Raw genomic sequence first — 23,309 nt, forward strand, 5'->3', positions numbered from 1 at the left:
TTTCTCACCTCAAAGAGCGTTCATTCTCTTCTATTAATCACGCTTATATTTTTTTAACACTTCTTCTAATCGTTTTCGTTCATCTTCTAGCGTACTTGCATCTTTTTCTACACTTACATCTTTCTTCGCCGTTTCTTTCTCTTGTTCTTTCGGCTCTTCTTCCTTAAGCCAATCTGGCACCATTTCTTTTCGTACCGTTTTCTTCGCCGTACGGCCTTTTTTCTTCGTCTCAGCCCACTCTTGATATTGACGGTTCTCTTCTTTCGCTAACGCCATCGCGTCCGCTACTGTACCGACCTTTTTACGTGCCCAATGCCCAGCAATCTTCTCGACATACGTTTTCGCAAGTTTCATATCTGAGCGTAGCATAACGTAATAAATAAGTACATTCACAACTCCTGGTGTCAATTTTTGATTAATCATGACATCTTCAACGATTTGCAAGTCCGCTTTCGTTGCCTCTGCACCACCAGAAATCTCTTTCAATAGTTGTTTTGGCGAGATTTCCTCTAGCTGCTTTATTAACATCTCCTCTTGTGATGAAGGCTCTTTCTCTTTCATCGTACGTGCAGCATGAGGCTGTACTCTTTCACTTAGTACCGGTAATGCTTGACCATTTTCAAATTGATACCAATCGCGCGCTCCTTTTCTAAGCCTTTCCATATCAATTGTTTGCATCTCTGTCACCGCACCAAGAACGATATTTTGCATCGATAACACATCTACACCATACACGTAAGCAAGTGTTATAACGCAGTCTCTTACTTGATCTGTAATCGCCTTTTTAGGAACAAGAGCGGACAATCCATCTACAAATAAAGAGAAATCAAAGAAATCATTCCAAACTTTCGGAGCGTCTCCCTTCTCGTTACTTGGCATAGTTGTCGTTTTTGGAATACGAAGGTCTTCTTGCGCATGCTCAAGCTGTCCTGGATTAAACGAACCAAACACATCATTGAAAGAGCGCGTAACATTTTCATAAGAAGCAAAATCAAATTCTTCTTCTAAGAAATATTGCTTTACTTGATTATATTTTGTCCGACTCAATCGATTGTATAAAAAGATACTTAAAACAATATCATCAAAAAACTGCTTCGGAGATAAAGGTGGTTGCAACTCATATATGAACATTCGAATATCTTTTTCTTTCTTAATATATACCTTCAAAAGCCCAATTGCCTCTAACTTTACTCGTTCCTCATATATTTCAGGAAGTTGCATTTGCATAGTCACCATAAGGGAATGATGTGTATTCTCTTTTCCAAATACACGATCTTGCTCTAGCTCCCCCCATAGTGTCATGTATAAGCTAAAAGCTCTACTACCTATTAACGGCTGATACAACATCGTCAATACTTTTCGGTCGTAATTATGCAGTAGCCCTTTCGCACTTACTTTATAACGATCAATCGGCAATAGCTCCATCCATGACTGTTTTTCCATTCTTGCTTTTCCTTTCTCTCATCCAATCTATCCTCTACTTCATTCCTTCTATCTTCATTATATAAATTCTTAGTGAAAAAGAGCTATTAGCTTTCGCTTCTAGCTCTCTTATCCTATTACTTACGGTATGTAAAGAGAATAAAATACAACTTCTACTCTCTTTCTTTTTGCAGTATATCTTTTAATTCTTCAATAAATACATTTAAATCTTTAAATTGACGATATACAGAAGCAAAACGTACATAAGCAACATCATCAATATCGCGAAGTTCTTCCATAACAATTTCACCAATCATATCACTTTTCACTTCTGATATACCTAAATTACGCAGTTCACGTTCCACGCTTTGTGTTACTTCTTCTAATTGTCTTAAAGATACTGGTCTTTTTTCACACGCTTTAATTAAACCGCGTAAAATCTTTTCTTTATTAAACTCTTCTCGTGTGCCTTCTTTTTTAACAACGATAAGAGGTGACTCTTCTACCCTTTCAAAGGTCGTAAAGCGACTTAAACAACTTTCACACTCTCTTCTTCTTCGAATAGAGCGCCCCTCGTCTACCGGACGCGAATCTAACACTCTTGTACCATTATGAGAACAGGATGGACAACGCAATTCATTCACTCCTTTACACTATACTCTTTATTTTTCTCTACTCAATTCACCTAAAATATATATACAATATTATATAACTCATTCTAACTCTCTTACCACTTTAAGTTTCAGCGCATCACTTTATCATCTCATACTTAAAAATAAGATGGTATATAAGGCACTACCTCATTTGCAAGAGTCCAATGTATTCAACTAACGAGTACGTTATATTTTTCCTTTTTTATAAACTAAAAAAGAGGTGCATTATACACCTCTTTACATTTTAAATCAATTATGTTCTTTTTTAAAGAGCTTTTGTTTCTCTCTGCTTAATTTCGAAGCTACCAGTGCCTCGAGGAAGCTCGATGCTCTCACGCGTTTTCGCGTTTAAACCTTCTGCAATATATTCTGCAGCAACATTTGGATCAATACGATCCCCACAAGTATAAACATCAATACTTGCGTAACCGTGCTCCGGAAAGCTATGAATTGTTAAATGTGATTCTGAGATAATTACTACTCCACTTACACCTTGTGGTGCAAATTTATGGAAAGCAACCTCACGCACTTCAGCACCAGCTCTTAGTGCTGCATCCACAAATAATTGTTCAATATACGGCATGTCATTAAGCTTGTCGAAATCGCAATCCCAAAGTTCAGCAATCACGTGACGACCCATCGTATCCATAGTATCCATTCTACAGTTCCCCCTTGTAAATTTATTCTAACTGTTCGAATTGAAAACTAATTTGCAATTTGGCTTGCTCCACTACCACGGGGGAAAGTTAGTCCAGAGAGGTCCTAACCCTTTAAGTAGTGACTACGTACCTCAGCTCTTAAGTTTACGAGTGTTAGTATACTTTGTTTATTTTCATTTTGCAACAACAGTTTTTTCGATTTTCTGTCATATTTTCCTCTTTACTTTTCCCTAAAAAAAATAAACGATTCACAAATGCAGTAATCACAACGTTTCGTGGTATGTCCACTTTTTAAAATATACTTATATAATTTTTTTCCTTTTCAGAAAAAAATAAAAAAAGAGGGCAAATATTGCCTTGCCCTCTCCTCCCTTATTCACTTAAATGTGTTGCACATTTTCTTGTTTCGCTAACTCTTCAACAACTAACGTTACAAGATCTACAACACGACGAGAGTAGCCCCACTCGTTATCATACCAAGCAAGTACTTTCACTTTACGATCACCCATTACCATTGTAGATAAACCATCGATAATAGCTGAATGTGTATTTGTATTAAAGTCGATAGATACTAAAGGCTCTTCGCTGAATTCTACAATACCTTTTAACGCACCGTTTGCAACAGTTTTGAATGCATCATTAATAGCTTCAACTGTCACATCGCGTTTTACATCTACTACTAAGTCAACAAGAGACACGTTTGGTGTTGGTACACGAAGTGCCATACCATGAAGTTTTCCGTTTAAGTGCGGAAGAACTTTTGCTAGCGCTTTCGCAGCACCTGTCGTTGTCGGAATGATTGATTGTCCGCAAGCACGTGCTCTTCTTAAATCTTTATGTGGGTTATCAATATTTTTTTGGTCATTTGTATAAGCGTGAACTGTCGTCATTAAACCGTTTTCAATTCCAAACTGCTCATCTAACACCTTCACAACAGGCGCTAAACAGTTTGTTGTACAAGATGCATTTGAAATAACAGTATGTTTTGTAATATCTAATTGGTCTTCATTCACACCAACTACAATTGTTACATCTTCATTTTTACCAGGCGCTGTTAAAATAACTTTTTTCGCTCCAGCTTCAACGTGAAGAATTGCTTTTTCTTTCGAATTAAATTTACCAGTTGCTTCAATTACAACTTCAACACCTAAATCTGTCCAAGGCAATTCCTTTGGATCGCGGTTGTTTAAAAGGCGAATCATTTTTCCATCAACTAATAAGTGATCTTCAAATGCTTCTACTGTTCCGTCAAACTTGCCATGAACTGTATCATATTTAATTAAGTGTGCTAACGTTTCAGATGGATAGCTTGCATTGATTGCTACAATTTCGAATGCGCTTTCTTTTATTGCTTGACGAAATACCATTCTCCCAATACGTCCAAATCCATTAATTGCCACACGAGTCATAATATGTTATCCCCCTTGAATGCGTTATACTATTTATCTCCAATCCCAATAATAGTATAACACAAAAAGGAGATATGTCACTAAGCATTTTCATTAATTTCACAATTTTTTAGTCAATAATGTTCCACTTCTTTAAAATTACCTGCAATTGTGTTTTCGTTCCCATAATTGTGCCATCATTATTTATCACTTCATCTGCATTTTTCACTTTTTCTTCTAACGGCATTTGAGATTGAATACGAGCTGTTGCTTCTTCTTCTGAAAAGTTATTTCGTTTCATTAAACGCTCTAATTGCGTATGCGGCTTAACTGCTACAACTAAAACGCGGTCAACAAGACTTGTTAATTTGCTTTCAAATAAGAGAGGAATATCTAACACAACCGCTTGCATATCTTCTTTTATGTACATCTCCTTTTGCCTATTCATTTCCTCACGCACTGCAGGATGAACAATTTTATTTAACTGCAATCGTTTTTCTTCATTATAGAAAACGACACTTCCCAGTTTTGGACGATCTAGTTCTCCATCTTCTTGTAACACTTCCGTTCCAAATACTTCTACTATTTTGTTATATGCTGGTTTTCCTTGCTCTACAACTTCTCGTGCAATAATATCTGCATCAATAACCGGTATGCTCAGTTCACGAAACATTTGAGATACTGTACTTTTTCCACTTGCAATGCCTCCTGTTAATCCAATTACTACTGTCATAATAAGCCTCCTCATAATAAAAGGCGCGAAACTAATGTTCCACGCCCATACTTACATTTTCCAAATTCCAATTATAATGAGTAATACCCCAGGCAGGAATGTAAATTTTTGTAACCACTTCATATTCGATAAAACCGTTCCAAGTTTCATTCCAATAAATAAAAACAAAGAACTCATAATCGCAACTAATATCGCCATCATAGCGGGTGCATACCCTAATAAAGATGCACCAATTCCGGCACCAAATGAGTCTACAGAAAGAGCGATACCAAGAAGCAATGCCTCTCCTGCAGAAATGGTGCCTGATTTATCAAAATCTGCTACAGTCGGTTTCCGTAAAATTTGAATCACTAGCCCTAGCGAGGCAATCTCTAATTTCCAGACCTTCTCCTCTTGCTTCGGTTCTTCTTTTTTTTCACTTCGAAAAAATTGATACAATACCCAAATCCCTATTCCAATAAGAACAAGCCCACCGATACGCGTTGCGATAACAGGTGAAAATACTTTCGCGATCATATGTCCAATTCCCATTGAAACAAGCATAACAGCCGCTGAACACATTCCGATAATTATAATTGATCTTAGTGGAATTCTTACGCTTCTTAAACCATATGTTAGCCCTACACTACAGCTATCTAAGCTTAATGTAAAAGCTAATAAAATAAGAGATAAATAAAGGTACATCGGTAAGCTCCTCCCTTATACATAGCTCTGCTGTATGTATATGACAAATGCCTATCCGATGTTATCTCTTTTCTATATTCTTGGCTGACAAATTGGGCAGTAATGCGTTCCTCTTCCGCCAACAACTGTTTTTTCTAATATCGTACCGCAAGTTACACACGGTTCTCCTTTTTTTCCGTATACATTTAGGAGTTCTTGGAACGAACCAATTTGCCCTTGTGAGTTGATATACGTTCGAATTGTACTTCCGCCACGCTTCACTGCTTCTCCTAGCGTTGTAACCGTAGCCTCATAAATTCGCTCAATTTCTTCTTTTGTCAAAGACGACGCTTCTCGTTCCGGATGAATTTGAGAACGGAATAAAACTTCATCCACATATATATTTCCAAGCCCTACTAAAAGACGCTGATCCAATAGCACAACTTTTATTTTACGATTTGTCTTTTGCAATCTTTCTTGTAAATACTGTGGTGTCAATTCAGCATCAAACGGCTCCGGCCCTAAGTCAGCAAGAGGCATTTGGTTCATCTCTTCACCTTTCTTAAAGAGATGCATCGTACCAAACTTTCTCACATCTTTATAATGTAATTCAGTTCCATCTGTAAATAAGAAACGGACGTGCGTATGTTTATCAATTGGCTCATCCTCTTGATGTAGTAAAAACTTACCTTCCATACGCAAATGTGAAACAATAACATAATTTGTTACATATAGAAGCAAAAACTTTCCTCTTCGCTTTATATTTTCAATCTTCTCGCCTTTTAGCATTTCTTTAAAGATTTCTGCATCATCTGGTCGTTTCACTATTTTTGGATAAGTAACAATAACATCTTCAATCGTTTTTCCTGTTACAAGATTTTCAAGTGTCCGTCTGACGTTTTCAACCTCTGGTAATTCAGGCATTTCATCACTTCCTTATTTTGCGTCGTACCAAGTTGGACCGTAAGAATAATCAACTTTCAGCGGAACTGCGAGTTCAATCGCATGCTCCATTACTTCAGGTACAAGCTGCTCTAATTTTTCAATTTCTTCTTTTGGTGCTTCAAATATTAATTCATCGTGTACTTGCAGAAGAAGACGCGCTTGTAATCCTTCTTCTTCTAAACGATCTGCCATAATAATCATCGCTTTTTTAATAATATCTGCTGCAGTACCTTGAATTGGTGTATTCATCGCTGTACGCTCAGCGAAGCTACGTAAATTGAAATTACGACTCGTAATTTCTGGAATATAACGACGACGATTTAATAATGTAGCCACATATCCTTTTTGTTTCGCATCTTTTACGATGTCCTCCATGTATTCTTGTACACCAGGGAAACTTTCTAAATACTTTTCAATAAATTCCGCTGCTGCTTTTCTTGTAATTCCTAAGTTTTGTGAAAGACCATAATCACTAATACCATACACAATTCCGAAGTTAACAGCTTTCGCTTGTCGTCTCATATTTGAAGTTACTTCATCTTTTTCAACGCCAAATACATCCATAGCTGTTTTCGTATGAATATCCATGTCATGCTGGAATGCTTCAACTAGCCCTTTATCATTTGCAATATGAGCTAATACACGCAGTTCGATTTGTGAATAATCAGCCGCATACATAATCCAACCTTCTTCTGATGGAACAAATGCCTGACGAATCTTTCTTCCTTCTTCTAATCGAATCGGGATATTTTGCAAGTTCGGATCCGTTGAACTTAATCGACCTGTTTGCGTTAACACTTGATTAAAGCGAGTATGAATTTTAGATGAATCTTCATGTACAACTTTCAGTAAACCTTCAATATAAGTTGAATTTAGCTTCCCTAATTGACGATAATGTAAAATGTTTGGAATAATTTCATGGCGATCCATAAGCTTGTCTAATACATCAGCTGACGTAGAATAACCTGTTTTCGTCTTTTTAATAACCGGTAAGTTTAAGTTCTCAAACAGAATTACACCAAGCTGCTTCGGTGAATTAATATTAAATTCTGTTCCCGCAAGCTTATAAATTTCCTGTTCCATTTCCTTTAATCTACCTGCGAGTTCTTCTCCCATATTACGAAGACGCTCCGTATCAACTTTTACACCTTTTACTTCCATATCAGCTAATACACGCGCAAGTGGCAATTCTAACTCTGTAAACAGTTCATATTGCTCATTCTTCTTTAACTCTTCAACGAATGTTTGCTTTACATCATATAATACATGCACTTTACGAGCCACATGCTCCGCTACTACTTCTAACTCTGGAACAGCACGCTTCGCACCTTTTCCGTAAACTTCTTCATCTGATTTCACAGCATGCGTTTCTTTCATTTTCGCTACAGTACGGAAATCTTTATCTGTATCAGCCGGGTCAAGTAAATAAGCAGCGATTAATAGATCAAAGTCAATCCCTTGCATATCTATCCCATTCCATTTCAGTGCAACGATTGCTCGCTTCGCATCAAATGTATGCTTTCTCATTTCTCCATTTGCAAGCCATGCTTTAAATGCATCCGACGCAAGAGCAATATCCTTCTGAATAAAGTAGCAACCATTTTCATTTTGAATACCAAAGCCTTGAATGTCCGCCTTATGATAATTATCTTCTTGCACTTCTACGATAAGCGCACTATCTTGCTGAAGCATTTCTTCTGTAACTTCTTCCACAATATCAAATGTAATATCATCTAATTCAGCTGGAGCTGTTTCTTCTGGCGTAACGCCTAATTTATTTAAAAGAGATGTAAATCCTAAACTCTCGAACATTGGAATCACATCACTTGCTTCATATCCTTTATACGCCATATCATCCACATGAACTGTAATCGGCGCATCTGTAATAATAGTCGCAAGATCTTTACTCATAAGAGCTTGTTCTTTATTTTCTTCCAGTTTTTCTTTTAATTTCTTCCCGCTTACTTGATCTAGATTTTCATACACTTCTTCAACCGTTCCAAACTGTGTTAACAATTTAATCGCCGTTTTTTCACCAACTCCTGGTACACCCGGAATATTATCTGATTGGTCTCCCATTAAACCTTTCATATCGATAATTTGCTTTGGTGATAAGCTATATTTTTCAAATAAAGATTCTTTCGTATATTCATCTACTTCCGTAATCCCTTTTCGCGGAATACATACAAGCGTGTTATCAGAAACAAGTTGAAGTAAATCTTTATCTCCTGAAATAACTTTTACACTTGCTCCTTGTTCACTCGCTTCTTTTGCTAGCGTTCCCATAATATCATCCGCTTCATAATTTTCTAATTCATAACGCGGTACATTGAACGCATCCAGCATCTCACGAATAAACGGGAACTGCTCTGATAATTCAGGTGGAGTCTTTTGACGTCCTCCTTTATACTCACTATACGTTTTATGACGGAAGGTTGTTTTGCCTGCATCAAACGCCACTAACATATGAGTTGGCTTTTCTTCCTCTAATATTCTCATTAACATCATTGTAAAACCGTAAATTGCGTTCGTATGTATACCTTTGTCGTTATTTAAAAGCGGTAGTGCAAAGAAAGCACGATACGCGATATTATTACCATCTACTAATACGACCTTTTTTTCCAAAATTGAAACCTCCCCATACAAATTTGAAATGATTTTTTTCACAGAAAAAAACCGTTCCTTTCCTCTCTCTATATTAACATGACTAATAGAGAGAAGAAAAATAACGGTTATTTTCTTTCATATATAAAACAGACTTATATTGGCATAAAGGGAAGTGACGAGAACAGCTTAACTATTCTCGTCCAAAATTACTCCTTGGATGAAGGGGTTTTCATGTATTATATTAACAGAGCTTTATTAATATTTAATTAAGCCATTGTTAATATATTGTAAACATCCTTCATCCTATTTTTCAGTTGCTGATTTTGGTAAAACAACTGTAAATGTTGTCCCTTCCCCAACTTCACTATCCACTGTAATTGTACCGTGATGCGCCTCTACTAAATGCTTTACAATTGATAATCCAAGGCCTGTACCACCAGTATTTCTACTTCTCGCTTTATCCACTCGGTAAAAGCGTTCAAAAATACGTGGAATTTCCTCTTTACTAATACCAATTCCAGTATCCGATACTTTTATATAAGCATTATACTTATCTTCCGCTAACTCTACTGAAACAACGCCTCCAGCCGGTGTATATACGATCGCGTTATTCATTAAATTAATAAAGATTTGTTTCAAACGACTTGGATCTCCAATAACAGAAGCACGTTTTAATACATTCACTTGTAAAGAGATTTCTTTTTCTCCTGCTTTATTATCAAGCACCATATGAATATCTTCAAGCAGCCCCTTCATGTCAACGGTTCCCATATTTAATTTAAATCCTTGTTGTTCGATCTTTGACAAATCTAATAAATCTTCAATTAATCCTTGCATGCGCTCACTTTCTTTTAAAATAATGTGCAAGAAATGTTCGCAGAATTTTTTATTATCCATCGCTCCGTCTAAGAGTGTTTCTGAAAAACCTTTAATAGAAGTAATCGGTGTCTTTAATTCATGAGAAACATTCGCTAAAAAGTCTTTTCTCATTTGTTCTAATTTCTTTAACTCTGTTATGTCATGGAATACGAGAACAATCCCTTTCCATTCATGGTTTGTCCCGATAATCGGCGCTCCATATACTTCGAAATGCTTCCGCTCAATTCCAAGCGGCAATAACATTTGTTTACGCACTTTCACTTCTGTCATAAAGATTTCTTCTACAAGCTCAATAATTTCTGTATGATGAAACGATTCATAATATAAGCGATCTAAATATTCTTCATCTGTTACGTGGAAAGTTTCCTTATAAGAGCGGTTTACAAGGTTTATATACCCGCGGCTATCAATTAAAATCATTCCGCTTCCCATATTTTCAATTAACGTATGCAGACGATCTTGCTGCATTTCTTGTTCAAGTGTCATCTCTTGTAAGTTACGAGCTAAAATATTAATCGCTTTACTCAGCATTCCTGTTTCATCCGAATGACTTTCGTATGCACGTGCTTTATAATTACCCTTTGCCAATTCAATTGCAACTTTTGTAACCGATTCAATCGGCCTAATATATTGCCCTGTAATTTTCATACCTAAAAATACAACTACGAGACAAGCAATAACAAATCCGATAATTAATAATCCCCACGTTTTTTGATGTACGTCTTTTAAAGGATCGATTGTACTTTTCACCAAAACGTATCCTTGTTTTCCTTCTACATCTTGAACGAACACCGCATGATAAAATTCATTCTTTCGATCTGTCTCTTTCGTAATCACTTTACTCCGTTGTTTTGCCAATTCCGAAGTAAGTTCTTTAATCGTCTCTGGACTAAATGCCAATTCTTGTCCTTTTCTATATTGAACTTTCTTTTTTTCATCCACAAATACGATAGAAGCTGGTATTTTTTCTTCTAACTTTTCAAATACGTATGGATTTTTTAAGACATTATCAAAACCTTGCTCTTCTGCTAACGCCGCAACATACTCCGTCTCTTTTACCATTCTCTCTTTAGCATGATCTATATAGTAGTTTTCAAACACAGTTTCTAGCAATAAACCTAGTCCAACTAAAATAAATACAATAAGAGAAACAAATGTAAAAAGAAGCCTGGAACGAAATTTATTCATTCCCTTTTGGCTCCTCTAATTTATATCCTAAACCACGTATCGTTTTAATGTACGTCGGTTTTTTCGTATTTTGTTCAATTTTATCGCGCAAATGGCTAATATGAACATCAACAATTCGTGTATCACCAGCAAAATCGTAATTCCATACAGCACTTAATAATTGATCACGCGTCAACACGCGACTTTTATTTTTCGCAAGATACACAAGTAGTTCAAATTCTTTTGGTGTTAATTCAAGCTTTCTTCCTTGGAAATAAGCCTCATAAAACTCCGGTAAAATTTTAAGTTCTGCAATTGTGATGCTATCTTCATCTGGCGCTTCTGCAACTTGTTCTTCTTGTTGTAATTTCGTGCGGCGCAAAATCGCCTTCACACGAGCAACAACTTCCCTTGGACTAAATGGCTTCGTCATATAATCATCTGCCCCAAGTTCAAGGCCTAGCACCTTATCAAACTCATCATCTTTTGCCGTTAACATTAAAATCGGCGTCATAACGCGCTGCAATCGTAATTCTTTACACACTTCCATACCATCCATTTTCGGAAGCATTAAATCTAATATAATTAAATCTGGGCGTTCTGTTGTCGCTTTTTGAAGCGCCATTTCTCCATCCATCGCTGTTATAACTTCAAACCCAGCTTGTTGTAAATTAAATTCGATTAAAGTTAAGATAAATTCCTCATCATCAACTACTAAAATACGATTGTTCATTCTTTTCCTCCAAGTTATAGACTTGAAACCTTCTTCATCCTAGTATTTTCCCCGTTATTCTCATCATACTAGAAAACAAGGTCCCTCTCAATATAATTGTCTATTCATGGAGATCGTTTGTGTAGAATTGAGAAAATAGAAGTAATTACGATTCACCTGCAACTACACAGGATTTTGCCAAACTTTATAGATTACTCTCTCTTCTTTAAAGCTCACTTCCGTATGAACTATAAAATCTTGATTTTGTGCTAAGAAAAACGAAAGAGCATACGCTATTTTATAATCCGGTGTTTCATATCCATCAAATACTCTCCCGTACATTTCATTCGCAACCCCGTCTGCCCACACTTCAGCTTCTCTTACCGTTTCAAAGATAACGTTTTCTCCTTTCCACCTCATCTTAAAGAATCACTCCTTCCATTGACTTAAATTATCAAATTATAATATAGTAAATATTGTTAATCCGATAATCCGAATATAAAAAGGGATCTATTATGCGACTATTACTACCTATTTTAACTTTAGTAGTAACATGTTTCCTTACTTTTAACGTACCGAGCTGGGATACGATTAAAACGGGGTGCTCAGAATTTGCTGAAGGGTTCAAAGAAGGATTTTTCAACTAAAAATAGCGCTAGCATCCTTATTCAAGGTATGCTAGCGCTATTCATATTTTCATCTTTTAAAAATTATCTAATGCTTTTTCCATAATGGAAACAGATTTAAAAGGCGGCGTGACTGTTAATGAACCTTTTACAACAGTTTCTCCTTTTTCATCATGAGCAGATACAAGCATATCAATTGTATGTTCCTCCTCAGAAACAGCCACAACTTCAAAGTGGATTTGTAACGTTTCATAATGGTGAACATGCTTCACGAACGTAAGGTCCTTCCTAGTAATATGACTTCCTGGACCCGGTAAATATTTCGTAACTGCCGTTGTAATCATTCCCGTTAGCATAATGCTTGGTACAATCGGCTTTTCATACGGAGTTTGGGATGCGTAATCATGCTGAATATATAATGGATTGGCATCATTCGTTAACCCTAAGTACAATAACAAATCTTTATCCTCAATTTTTTCAGTGATAGATAATTTCTCTCCTACTGTAATTTCATCCATTTTACGACCAATTTGAACTTTTTTCTTTAACATGTTACAACCCCCTCCGATTTTTTCACCTTATTATCCTACTAAAAGCGATACCTTATCCGAAATTTACTATGATGAGGGCAATGTATAGTATAAATCTATAGTTTCATTATAGGATACTACAAATGATAGCGTTTTCATATTATTTCAAAAAAACAATTCGGTAAATAGTAGAAAAAGATTCGGAATCCCGAATCTTTTTCACTACTATTCAATTATTAAACAAGAACTTTCATTACGTTACGTACAGATTCTACAGAGCGATCTAACGCTTCTTTTTCATCTGCAAGAAGTTCTAATTCAATAATTTTTTCAATTCCGTTACCACCTAGAATTACTGGTACCCCTAAGTAAAGGTCACTATAACCATACTCACCTTCAAGGTACGCAATAGCTGGTAATACACGGCGTTGATCTTTTAAGATTGCTTCTGTCATTTCAACTAAAGAAGCTGCTGGTGCGTAATATGCACTACCGTTTCCTAATAAGCCTACAATCTCACCGCCACCTTTACGTGTACGTTCTACGATTGCTTCTAAACGCTCTTTCGGAATTAACGTTTCTAACGGAATACCGCCTGCATAAGAATAACGCACAAGAGGTACCATGTCGTCACCGTGTCCACCAAGAACAAATCCTGTAATGTCTTTCACAGAAAGATTTAATTCTTGTGCGATGAATGTACGGAAACGAGCTGTATCTAATACGCCCGATTGGCCAATTACACGCTCTTTCGGGAATCCTGCTTCTTTAAATACAGAATATGTCATTGCATCAACTGGATTTGTTAACACAACAATAATTGCATTTGGTGAATGTTTTGCAATGTCGCGCGTAATACTTTTCATAATTTTAGAGTTCGTTGCTACTAAGTCATCACGGCTCATACCAGGCTTACGTGCAATACCTGCTGTAATAACGACAACGTCAGAATCAGCAGTATCTGCGTAATCAGATGTTCCAATAATGTTAGCATCAAAACCTTGTACTGGGCTCGCTTCTAACATATCTAACGCTTTCCCTTTTGTTGGATTTTCCAGTTGTGGAATGTCCACTAATACAACATCTGCAAGTTCTTTTTGTGCTAATAAGAATGCCGTTGTTGCTCCTGTAAATCCTGCACCGATGACTGAAACTTTCTTGCGTTTGATTGTCATAATTTACCCCCCGCTTTAATTATGCGTTTTTGATTATCGCTACATCCATGTTTTTAATAAGCTCATTAGCAAACTCAGAACACTTCACTTCTGTTGCGCCTTCCATTAGGCGAGCGAAGTCATATGTTACTACTTTTGATGCAATTGTTTTCTCAACTGAATCTGTTACTAATTTCGCTGCTTCATTCCATCCTAAGTGTTCTAATAATAATACACCTGAAAGAAGAACTGAAGATGGGTTTACTTTATCTAAACCTGCATATTTTGGAGCTGTACCGTGTGTAGCTTCAAAGATAGCATGTCCAGTCACATAGTTAATGTTTGCACCAGGTGCAATACCAATTCCACCTACTTGTGCAGCAAGTGCATCAGAGATATAGTCACCATTTAAGTTCATTGTTGCAACAACATCGAACTCACGTGGACGAGTTAAAATTTGTTGTAAGAAGATGTCTGCAATAGAATCTTTTACGATGATTTTTCCAGCCACTTCAGCGTCTGCCATCGCTTTATTTGCTGCATCTTTACCATCTTTTTCAACAATGCGATCATATTCAGCCCAAGTAAATACTTTGTCGCCGAATTCTTGTTCCGCTACTTCGTAACCCCAGTTTTTGAAAGCACCTTCTGTAAATTTCATAATGTTTCCTTTATGAACTAATGTAACAGAAGAGCGTTTTTCATTAATTGCATATTGAATTGCAGCACGAACAAGACGCTTTGTCCCTTCTTCTGAGATTGGTTTAATACCAATACCAGATGTTTCTGGGAAGCGGATTTTATTAACACCCATTGCTTCTTTTAAGAAAGTAAGAACTTTTTCTGCTTCTGGAGATCCTTGTGCATATTCAATTCCAGCATAAATGTCTTCTGTATTTTCACGGAAAATAACCATATCAGTATCTTCCGGACGTTTTACAGGTGAAGGAACACCTTCAAAATAACGAACTGGACGTAGACATACATATAGATCTAATTCTTGACGAAGTGCTACGTTTAGAGAACGAATACCACCGCCAACTGGAGTTGTAAGTGGACCTTTAATTGCGATTAAATATTCGCGAATTAAATTTAAAGTTTCTTCTGGTAACCACTCGCCTGTTTGGTTGAATGCTTTTTCCCCTGCAAGCACTTCTTTCCAAACGATTTTCTTCTCACCATCATAAGCTTTTTCAACTGCTGCTTCTATTACGCGAGATGCAGCTGCCCAAATATCAGGACCAATTCCATCTCCTTCAATAAATGGAATAATCGGATTGTTTGGTACATTCATAACACCATTAGTTACAGTAATTTTTTCACCTGTCGTCAATGTGATAACCCCCATGTTTGAAATTTCATATGTATGAAACTGAGGGAATAACCCCTCAGTTCAAACCGTTAGTCAAATTAAAATATTCTAATCATTACATCTTTCCGAAAAAATCAGACTTTTGAAAGCGTATTTTCACTATCGAAATAGTGTTTTTCGCTTATCGTTGTGCGATTGGAACATACACTTGATGCGTTGGTCCATTATAATCAGCACGCGGACGGATTAAACGGTTATTTTCATATTGTTCTAGAATATGAGCTAACCAGCCTGACATACGGCTAATTGCAAAAATAGGTGTAAATAAGTCATGGTCAATTCCTAAACAATGGTATACAGAAGCTGAATAGAAATCGACATTTGGTGGAAGACCTTTTTCTTTTGTTACAATGTCTTCAATTTTGATAGACATATTATACCATTTGTCTTCTCCTAAAAGCACGCATAATCTCTTAGACATTTCACGTAAGTGTTTTGCACGTGGATCACCTTGCTCATACACACGGTGGCCAAAGCCCATGATTTTCACTTTATTTTGAAGAGCATTATGAATATATGACTCTACATTTTCTTCTTCGCCAATTTCAGTTAACATCTTCATTACATTTTCATTTGCCCCACCGTGAAGAGGACCTTTTAATGCACCGATTGCTGCTGTAATACCAGAATATACATCTGACAGTGTAGCTACGCAAACACGTGCAGTAAATGTAGAAGCGTTTAACTCATGATCTGCATGAAGTACAAGTGCCTTATCAAAAGCTTCAATTTCAACTTCATTTGGCTCGCGATCATTTAACATGTACAAGAAGTTTGCAGCTAATGATAAATCTTTTCTTGGCTCAACAATATCTAAACCTTTACGGATTCTGGCGTAAGCAGCAACTAAAGTTCCCACTTGAGCCTGTAATTTAACCGCTTTCAAATAATTAGACTTTTCATCCATAATTTCAGCGCTCTCATCGTATAATGATAGCATGGAAATTGCAGTTCGTAAAACAGACATCGGATGTGCAATTTTTAAATCTACTTGTTTCAAATATGTTAAAATCTCACCTGGAACTTTATAGTATTCAGATACAATTTCATTAAATTCCGCTAGTTCTTTTTCATTAGGAAGCTTGCGGTGCCATAATAAGTACACTACTTCTTCAAACGTAGCATTCTCAGCTAAATCATCAATATTATACCCAACATAAGTTAATGTATCATCAATAATAGAGCTCACAGATGATGTTGTTGCTACTACCCCTTCTAAACCTCGAATAACAGTCATGACATTCTCTCCTTTTCCTGAAAATTCTCCCAACCTTGCTCCTTATATCTATTTGCTCCCCTTATGAATTATGAACGCCCGTTCACTCTTTAGGCAAGCAAAATGCACGATCATGCAAATTTGTTGCGATGTTCCCCTCTTATTGTCCATTGTTTACATGGAAAGCATGAGCGTGAATGTCTCCCCGAATCCTCACGCTCAAAACAACAAGTTAGTGAGGAAAATACATTCCGAAGAGTTTTATGATAAAAACAACATAAAACAATATCATTATAAAATTGTTTTATGTTGTTTTTATTTTATCTGGTGTAAAGTCTCTGCTGTTATGTAACTTTTCAAAGTTTCTAATCCTATTATAAACAATTATCTGACTTTTGTGAACAGAAAGAATTCAAAAATTTTATATTACTATAAAATTCCTTATTTAAACATTTGTATAATACTCATAACCGCATAGGCAATTCCAGCCCCAATTAACGGACCAACAGCAACCCCATTAAATAGCGCAACCGCTATAATTGTCCCAAAAACAAGCGCAGTTGTAATGTGAGGATCCGTTGTCAACAATTGTACGCCGCCTTTCGCTAACAAAGCGACCGCTACACCTGAAGCTAAAGCAATCCACGCATAATAAGATTTTGCCGCTTCTCCAAGTTGTTTAAAACCTATTTCCCCCGTCGCAATCGGTACGAGCACCGCTATTGTAATGACCGTTACACCTAGGTTAATTCCTTTCGTTTGTAAATAAGGAAAGACCTTATCTCCTAAAAACGTAAACTTCAATAAAAATAACACACCAATTGCTACAGTAAGCGATTGGTTTTTAGCAATAAGTCCTATAATAAGTAGTATGAATAAAAATAACGTTGACTGACTAATCATGTTTGCACTTCCTTTCTGAAAATAATGAACTCATTTCCAAACAAAAATACCTTTAAACCTATCGTTATACATGATATATCGATGCCTATTCAACATGAATCACTTCATTTTTTATGTATTTTAAAATGATAAATTGAGACTTTCACCATAAAAATTTAAGCATGTATACATTTTAAAAAACAGGCGTCTCTTCTTTCTTTTCTAATTAGAAACAGGTAAAATAAAAAGAAGAGAAAATGAAGTTTTTACCATATAGTAGAAGCATCAACACCAAGCTTTCACAGTCACTCACATACTGAAAAAGCAGGAAAAATCCATCATTCCACTATAACATAAAGTGAAACTTTAATCAGTGGGGCATTTTCCACTGATTATTAGTTGAACCAATCGGGCTTTTACGGGCAGTTTATCTCCATCTAACTCCTTTGATCCAGCCGCACTTCGGGTAGGAGATTTACTGCCCGTTAATGCGGGGTAAAGTGAAACTTTAATCAGTGGGGCACACTCGTTATAAGTTGAACGAATTAGGATAATCCAAATTGGAATGGGAGGTATACATCTTTGAACCGAAACTTACTATATATGATATTGCGACTCATATTTGTCATTGTAGCAACGGTAGCTGGGTTCTATGTATTACTATACATGTCAGGGCTTATCTATCCTTTTATTATCGCTTTTGCATTTGCTTATTTGATTAATCCTGTCGTCAATTTCCTTAATCAAAAACTACAATTTCCTCGCGCACTAGCAGTACTCGTTAGCTTAATTCTCGTATTTGGAGCTATCGTTGGACTTGTTACATATCTTGTGACTGAAGCAATATCTGCCACAACATACTTACTACAACTTGTTACAGTAAAGTTTCCAGATATCGTTACATTCGCTCAGCAATTTGCACTTAATCATATTATGCCTCTCTACGATGATTTAATCTCTAAATTTAATCATCTTGGAGAACCACAGCGCTATACAATTACACAAAACATTCAAAACTTAGGAACAGAGGCAACAACACAAATGAAAGAACTTTTAACCGCCATTATAAGCGGGTTAACGAATTTCATTAGTGCACTGCCAACAACTTTAACTGTCCTTGTATTCATTTTATTAGCCACTTTCTTCATTAGTTACGATTGGCACCGTCTTGCTCAAAAAGCAAGAAAATTACTACCAAATCGTGTACATGGCTACGGAAAAACTATTTTTGTCGACTTAAAAAAAGCTTTATTCGGTTTTGTGAAAGCACAACTTACACTCGTATCTATGACAACCGTTATTGTACTGATCGGACTTTTAATATTACGCGTACCATACGCCATTACTATTGCGATTATTACAGGAGTTGTAGATTTACTACCATATTTAGGAACAGGCGCAGTCTTCGTTCCATGGGTTATATACGTATTTTTCACTGGCGATACCGCATTCGCCATTGGTCTTCTCATTTTATACATCGTCGTGATTGTCCAAAGACAAATTATGGAACCGAAAGTACTTTCATCTAACATCGGTCTCGATCCATTAGCAACACTCGTCGCTCTATTTGTCGGCTTTAAACTTTTTGGCTTTTTAGGATTAATCATCGGTCCAGTCACCTTAGTACTACTTAATACATTACACAAAGCTAATGTCTTCCATGACTTGTGGAAATATATTAAAGGTTCACCTTCAAAATAACAGTTTCTAATTCATACAAAAAATCAAGCTATAATCAGTGGGAAATTCCCACTGATTATTCCTTTTACCTATTTTTCACACTACTCACACGCAACAAGAGCATTACCCAGAAACAGGATAATCCTCTTGTTTTTTTGCATAAAAAAACACATATTCTAGCTAAAAATACATTTTTATTCTATTTTATCTATAATTATTACTTACATTTATTACTTTTTATGTAAATGAATAAATATACAAAATGGCATAAAATAAGGCTTCAACTAACAATCACCACCTTTTATATGAATTCTTTACACCAATCGCTCCTTTATATACAAAAGCAAAACTTTAATTTGGCTGCATTTCGCACCATCTTATTCATCCAAATTAATAGCACTAAAAAATCACACGTTTAATCGAAGCACAACAAGAGTTCAAACGAAAATTATATAGCAAATATAATAAGCGGACGTTTTGTTCATCCCCCCCACATCAAACACTTACGAGCATCCCAGCTTTGAGATAGAAATTCCACACCCCACAAATAACGCGGTAAAGCAAAGCTTCAATCAGAAAGTTCCTCCCCTCTTACAAGACAAAAAAATAGCACTTAGATCGTTATAATCTAAGCGCTACTTCTGAATGATAATAGTAGAGTTCTTTCTAAACTTCCATTCCATCCACTTCATAACAAGCGGCTTCAATAAAGCTCTCGTAATAGGGATCACGCAGATAAACCCTAGCACATCTGTCACATAACCAGGAAGCACTAAGAGAATACCTCCTACAAATACAAAAATACCATCTAGTACTGCCTCACCTGGCATTTCCCCTCTATTCAACTTAGATTGAATCTCTCCAAGCACTTTAAATCCTTGTCTTTTCGCCAAATACACACCTACTACACCTGTAAATACAATCATAGCGAACGTAGACCATAAACCTATTACATGACTTGATCCGATTAAGACCGTAATCTCAATCGCCGGTATTAAAATAAACAAGAATAGTAACCACTTCATAGTTCTACACCTCTCCCACAACTCACTTTTAACGCCCTCACAACGCCTATATACATCATATGAAATATAATACCCTTTCATATTAAAACCCATAACAAACAGCTTTTAAAAGCAATTCTAGGCGTTTTAAGCTAACTCTATCTCGTTTTTGTGTAAAAAAAAGAGAAGGACTCCGATCCTTCTCTCCGTATTACTTATAGCACTTCCGCATGTCCATTATAAACAATTCCGCGTGCTGCATCAACTGTTACTTCTTGGCCATTTTTTAAAGTTGCTGTTACGCCGTTTACACCAACGATAACAGGAATACCGATTGATACGCCTACAACAGCAGCATGGCTTGTTAAGCCACCTTCTTCTACAACTAAAGCAGCAGCTTTTTCGATTGCAGGAATCATATCTTTATCAGTGCTTGTTGTAACAAGGATATCACCTTCGTTTACGTTCGCTACAGCTTCAGCAGCTGTTTTTGCTACAACTACTTTACCTTTTGCAGCTTTACGACCGATTCCTTGTCCTTTAGCAACTTCTTCACCAACAACGTGGATTTTCATTAAGTTTGTTGTACCAGTTTCAGCAACTGGAACACCAGCAGTAATTACTACAGTATCTCCAAGGCCGATTAGACCTGCATCCATACCTGTTTGAATTGCTGTATCTAACATTTCGTCAGTTGAAGCTGCGCGCTTCTCAGCCATAAATGCTTGTACACCCCAAACAAGTGCAAGACGACGTCCTACTTGCTCGTCAGATGTTACAGCTACGATTGGAGATTTTGGACGGTATTTAGAGATCATTTTCGCAGTATGTCCACTTTCTGTTGGAGCTACGATTGCAGCTACATCAAGAGCAAGTGCTGTATGCGCAACAGATTGGCTAATTGCATCTGTAATTGTTGGAGTGAACTCTTTAATACGTTTTTTGAACATATCTTCGTATTGTAATGATTTTTCAACACGTACTGCAATGTTAGCCATCATTGTTACTGCTTCTACCGGATATTGACCAGCAGCTGTTTCACCTGAAAGCATGATTGCATCTGTACCATCGAAGATTGCGTTAGCTACGTCACTTGCTTCCGCACGAGTTGGACGTGGGTTACGTTGCATAGAGTCTAACATTTGTGTCGCAGTAATAACTGGTTTACCTAACACGTTACATTTTTTGATTAGACGTTTTTGTACTAATGGTACTTCTTCTGGCGGAATTTCTACACCCATATCACCACGAGCTACCATTAAACCGTCAGAAACTTCTAAGATTGAATCGATGTTGTCGATACCTTCTTGGTTTTCGATTTTCGGTACGATTTGGATGTATTGAGCGCCATGCTCTTCTAATAATTCACGGATTTCTAATACGTCAGACGCTTTACGTACGAATGAAGCTGCGATGAAATCAACTTTTTGCTCGATACCGAAGATGATATCTTTTACGTCTTTTTCAGTGATACCAGGAAGCTTAATGCTTACGTTTGGTACGTTAACACCTTTTTTATTTTTTACAGTTCCGCTGTTAAGAACTTTTGTACGGATGTTTCCATCAGCTTTTTCGATTACTTCTAGTTCGATAAGACCGTCATCGATTAGAATGCGAGAACCTGGGTCTACATCGTCATAAAGACCAGCATAAGATACAGAGAACTTCTCTGCAGTACCTAATACTTGCTCAGTAGAAAGAACTACTTCTGCACCTGTTACAAGCTCAGCTTGTCCGTCTACGAAGTCGTGAGTACGGATTTCTGGACCTTTTGTATCAAGTAAGATACCAACTGTTTTACCAGTTTTCTTTGAAGCTTCACGAATGTTTTTAATACGAGCTCCGTGCTCTTCATGGCTACCATGAGAGAAGTTTAAACGAGCAACGTTCATACCTGCTTCGATTAATTGCTCTAATTTTTCAATACTTTCACTAGCAGGACCTATAGTACATACAATTTTAGTTTTACGCATATTGCACCTCCGAAAATTATGAAACCGTTCCCAAATATCTGACATTACGCCGATTAGATGGATAATTCTTTAGATAATTGATACATATCTTTATCGATTGTATGCTTTTGAGCTAACGCTTCGATAATATCATGATCAACAAGTTTGTTATCTTGAATACCTACACAACGTCCACCTCTACCAGCAATTAATAATTCAACTGCTCTTGCGCCAAGACGACTTGCTAATACACGGTCTTGTGCACTTGGTGATCCGCCACGTTGTACGTGACCTAATACAGTTACACGAGTATCAAAGTTTGTTGCTTCTTCAATGTGCTTACCGATGTCAATTGCACTTCCAACACCTTCAGCTACAACGATAATACTGTGTTTTTTACCACGTTCACTACCGCGCTTCAGACGAGCGATAACATCATCCATGTCATACTCTTCTTCTGGAATTAAGATTGTTTCTGCACCATCAGCTAAACCAGCCCATAATGCGATATCACCAGCGTGACGTCCCATTACTTCGATAACATATGTACGTTCATGAGATGTAGCTGTGTCACGGATTTTATCAATTGCATCAATAACAGTGTTTAAAGCTGTATCGAAACCAATTGTGAAGTCTGTTCCAGGGATATCATTGTCGATTGTACCTGGTACACCAACACATGGGAATCCTTGTTCAGTTAATTTTTTAGCGCCTTGGTAAGAACCATCTCCACCAATAACAACAAGTCCTTCGATACCATGTTTCTTTAATTGCTCGATACCTTTTAGTCGTACTTCTGGGTCTTTAAACTCAGGACATCTTGCTGTATATAATTTCGTACCACCGCGGTGGATAATATCGCCAACAGAACCAAGTTCTAATTTTTCAATGTGACCAGAAATTAATCCAGCGTATCCATGGTAAATACCATATACTTCAATATCATGGAAAATCGCTTTACGAACAACTGCACGAATGGCAGCATTCATACCAGGTGAATCTCCACCACTTGTTAATACACCAATACGTTTCATTTGTACTCACCTCATAAAGATTATTTGCCTT

At 36.7% G+C, this 23,309-nt stretch carries 21 protein-coding genes; 2 read left to right on the top strand and 19 right to left on the bottom strand.

Annotated elements, in window-relative coordinates:
- Window positions 1-33 precede the first annotated feature (33 nt).
- The 11 genes from AC3EMB_RS22535 to AC3EMB_RS22585 form a co-directional block, all read right to left on the bottom strand.
- A complete protein-coding gene (locus AC3EMB_RS22535) occupies window positions 34-1,443 on the bottom strand; it encodes a replication initiation and membrane attachment family protein (RefSeq protein ID WP_000415025.1) in 1,410 nt (469 codons plus the stop codon).
- A 152-nt stretch (window positions 1,444-1,595) separates the two neighbouring features.
- Window positions 1,596-2,057: a transcriptional regulator NrdR gene (gene nrdR / locus AC3EMB_RS22540; RefSeq protein ID WP_001203687.1), complete on the bottom strand. Its 462-nt coding sequence runs from the start codon at window positions 2,055-2,057 to the stop codon at window positions 1,596-1,598.
- Window positions 2,058-2,340: 283 nt separating this feature from the next.
- Window positions 2,341-2,724: an adenosylmethionine decarboxylase gene (gene speD / locus AC3EMB_RS22545; RefSeq protein WP_002003660.1), complete on the bottom strand. Its 384-nt coding sequence runs from the start codon at window positions 2,722-2,724 to the stop codon at window positions 2,341-2,343.
- A gap of 390 nt (window positions 2,725-3,114) precedes the next feature.
- On the bottom strand, window positions 3,115-4,143 hold the full coding sequence (locus tag AC3EMB_RS22550) for a glyceraldehyde-3-phosphate dehydrogenase (protein ID WP_000198974.1): 1,029 nt from the start codon (window positions 4,141-4,143) through the stop codon (window positions 3,115-3,117).
- A gap of 109 nt (window positions 4,144-4,252) precedes the next feature.
- Window positions 4,253-4,855, bottom strand: coding sequence for a dephospho-CoA kinase (gene coaE, locus AC3EMB_RS22555; RefSeq protein ID WP_053563572.1), 603 nt, complete (start codon window positions 4,853-4,855; stop codon window positions 4,253-4,255).
- A gap of 51 nt (window positions 4,856-4,906) precedes the next feature.
- Window positions 4,907-5,539, bottom strand: coding sequence for a sporulation membrane protein YtaF (ytaF, locus tag AC3EMB_RS22560; RefSeq protein ID WP_000281743.1), 633 nt, complete (start codon window positions 5,537-5,539; stop codon window positions 4,907-4,909).
- Between the two features lie 72 nt (window positions 5,540-5,611).
- Entirely contained in the window at window positions 5,612-6,442 is an 831-nt protein-coding gene (gene mutM / locus AC3EMB_RS22565) for a DNA-formamidopyrimidine glycosylase (protein ID WP_071731428.1), read from the bottom strand.
- 12 nt (window positions 6,443-6,454) lie between these two features.
- A complete protein-coding gene (gene polA, locus AC3EMB_RS22570; protein WP_063548740.1) occupies window positions 6,455-9,088 on the bottom strand; it encodes a DNA polymerase I in 2,634 nt (877 codons plus the stop codon).
- Window positions 9,089-9,373: 285 nt separating this feature from the next.
- Entirely contained in the window at window positions 9,374-11,137 is a 1,764-nt protein-coding gene (phoR, locus tag AC3EMB_RS22575) for a sensory box histidine kinase PhoR (RefSeq protein ID WP_053563569.1), read from the bottom strand.
- Entirely contained in the window at window positions 11,130-11,849 is a 720-nt protein-coding gene (gene phoP / locus AC3EMB_RS22580) for a two-component system response regulator PhoP (RefSeq protein ID WP_001065220.1), read from the bottom strand. The genes phoR and phoP overlap by 8 nt, the downstream gene beginning before the upstream one ends.
- A gap of 162 nt (window positions 11,850-12,011) precedes the next feature.
- Window positions 12,012-12,248 (bottom strand): hypothetical protein, encoded by a 237-nt coding sequence (locus tag AC3EMB_RS22585; protein ID WP_053563568.1) that lies wholly within the window; start codon window positions 12,246-12,248, stop codon window positions 12,012-12,014.
- A 95-nt stretch (window positions 12,249-12,343) separates the two neighbouring features.
- Between AC3EMB_RS22585 and AC3EMB_RS22590 the strand changes: the two genes are divergently transcribed.
- Window positions 12,344-12,475 (top strand): hypothetical protein, encoded by a 132-nt coding sequence (locus AC3EMB_RS22590; protein ID WP_001238014.1) that lies wholly within the window; start codon window positions 12,344-12,346, stop codon window positions 12,473-12,475.
- Window positions 12,476-12,531: 56 nt separating this feature from the next.
- On the opposite strand, the gene AC3EMB_RS22595 is transcribed toward AC3EMB_RS22590, so the two are convergent.
- The 5 genes from AC3EMB_RS22595 to AC3EMB_RS22615 all read right to left on the bottom strand — a co-directional run bounded on the left by AC3EMB_RS22595 (window position 12,532) and on the right by AC3EMB_RS22615 (window position 17,629).
- Window positions 12,532-13,005 (bottom strand): MaoC family dehydratase, encoded by a 474-nt coding sequence (locus AC3EMB_RS22595; RefSeq protein ID WP_000914180.1) that lies wholly within the window; start codon window positions 13,003-13,005, stop codon window positions 12,532-12,534.
- A gap of 215 nt (window positions 13,006-13,220) precedes the next feature.
- Window positions 13,221-14,159: a malate dehydrogenase gene (gene mdh, locus AC3EMB_RS22600; protein WP_000153232.1), complete on the bottom strand. Its 939-nt coding sequence runs from the start codon at window positions 14,157-14,159 to the stop codon at window positions 13,221-13,223.
- Between the two features lie 19 nt (window positions 14,160-14,178).
- Window positions 14,179-15,471, bottom strand: coding sequence for an NADP-dependent isocitrate dehydrogenase (icd, locus tag AC3EMB_RS22605; protein ID WP_071731427.1), 1,293 nt, complete (start codon window positions 15,469-15,471; stop codon window positions 14,179-14,181).
- A gap of 160 nt (window positions 15,472-15,631) precedes the next feature.
- Window positions 15,632-16,780 (bottom strand): citrate synthase, encoded by a 1,149-nt coding sequence (citZ, locus tag AC3EMB_RS22610; RefSeq protein WP_000503651.1) that lies wholly within the window; start codon window positions 16,778-16,780, stop codon window positions 15,632-15,634.
- 387 nt (window positions 16,781-17,167) lie between these two features.
- Window positions 17,168-17,629, bottom strand: coding sequence for a DUF441 domain-containing protein (locus tag AC3EMB_RS22615; protein WP_000625507.1), 462 nt, complete (start codon window positions 17,627-17,629; stop codon window positions 17,168-17,170).
- A 561-nt stretch (window positions 17,630-18,190) separates the two neighbouring features.
- Between AC3EMB_RS22615 and ytvI the strand changes: the two genes are divergently transcribed.
- On the top strand, window positions 18,191-19,309 hold the full coding sequence (ytvI, locus tag AC3EMB_RS22620; RefSeq protein WP_006926492.1) for a sporulation integral membrane protein YtvI: 1,119 nt from the start codon (window positions 18,191-18,193) through the stop codon (window positions 19,307-19,309).
- Between the two features lie 614 nt (window positions 19,310-19,923).
- On the opposite strand, the gene AC3EMB_RS22625 is transcribed toward ytvI, so the two are convergent.
- From AC3EMB_RS22625 to pfkA, 3 genes are all read right to left on the bottom strand, one after another.
- A complete protein-coding gene (locus tag AC3EMB_RS22625) occupies window positions 19,924-20,313 on the bottom strand; it encodes an FxsA family protein (RefSeq protein ID WP_000871631.1) in 390 nt (129 codons plus the stop codon).
- Between the two features lie 194 nt (window positions 20,314-20,507).
- A complete protein-coding gene (gene pyk, locus AC3EMB_RS22630; RefSeq protein ID WP_001232667.1) occupies window positions 20,508-22,265 on the bottom strand; it encodes a pyruvate kinase in 1,758 nt (585 codons plus the stop codon).
- Window positions 22,266-22,318: 53 nt separating this feature from the next.
- Window positions 22,319-23,278 (bottom strand): 6-phosphofructokinase, encoded by a 960-nt coding sequence (pfkA, locus tag AC3EMB_RS22635; protein WP_000821158.1) that lies wholly within the window; start codon window positions 23,276-23,278, stop codon window positions 22,319-22,321.
- Between the last annotated feature and the right edge of the window lie 31 nt (window positions 23,279-23,309).

The organism is Bacillus sp. LQ16 (assembly GCF_057784645.1).